The sequence below is a fragment of the Aminobacter sp. P4_D5 genome, assembly GCF_056401815.1.
Window position 1 is genome coordinate 1 of sequence record NZ_JBFUIP010001240.1, and the last position, 549, is coordinate 549.

A 549-nucleotide genomic window follows, 5' to 3' on the forward strand; every position below is an offset into this window, starting at 1 on the left:
CCCTATGGCGGCGACGCGATTGTCCCGGCGCCGCCGCTCCTGGGCTTCCGCGCGATGCTCGCCTCGCCGCTGGTGGCGCTGCGCGAGGCCTCGGCCTCGCCGACCTTCTGGGTGCTCTTCGCCACCTTCTTCATCTGCGGCGCCAGCACCAACGGGCTGGTGCAGACGCATTTCGTCTCGCTCTGCGGCGATTTCGGCATGGTGCCGGTGGCCGCTGCGAGCGTGCTGGCCATGATGGGCATCTTCGACTTCTTCGGCACGATCGGCTCGGGCTGGCTATCCGACCGCTATGACAGCCGCTGGCTGCTCTTCTGGTATTACGGGCTGCGCGGGCTTTCGCTGCTGGACCTGCCCTTCACGGATTTCTCGATCTACGGGCTCTCGCTCTTCGCGATGTTCTATGGGCTGGACTGGATCGCGACGGTGCCGCCCACGGTGAAGCTGGCCGCCGAGCGCTTCGGCGAGAAGACCAACCTGGTCTTCGGCTGGATCTTCGCGGGGCATCAGCTCAGCGCGGCCTTCGCGGCCTTTACCGCGGGCTACACGCGC

Annotated in this window: 1 protein-coding gene; it reads left to right on the forward strand. The window is 67.2% G+C overall.

From position 1 onward, the window contains the following. Positions 1-549 (forward strand): MFS transporter (locus AC1DWF_RS37710; RefSeq protein ID WP_476843523.1); only part of this gene is annotated, 549 nt, incomplete at both ends.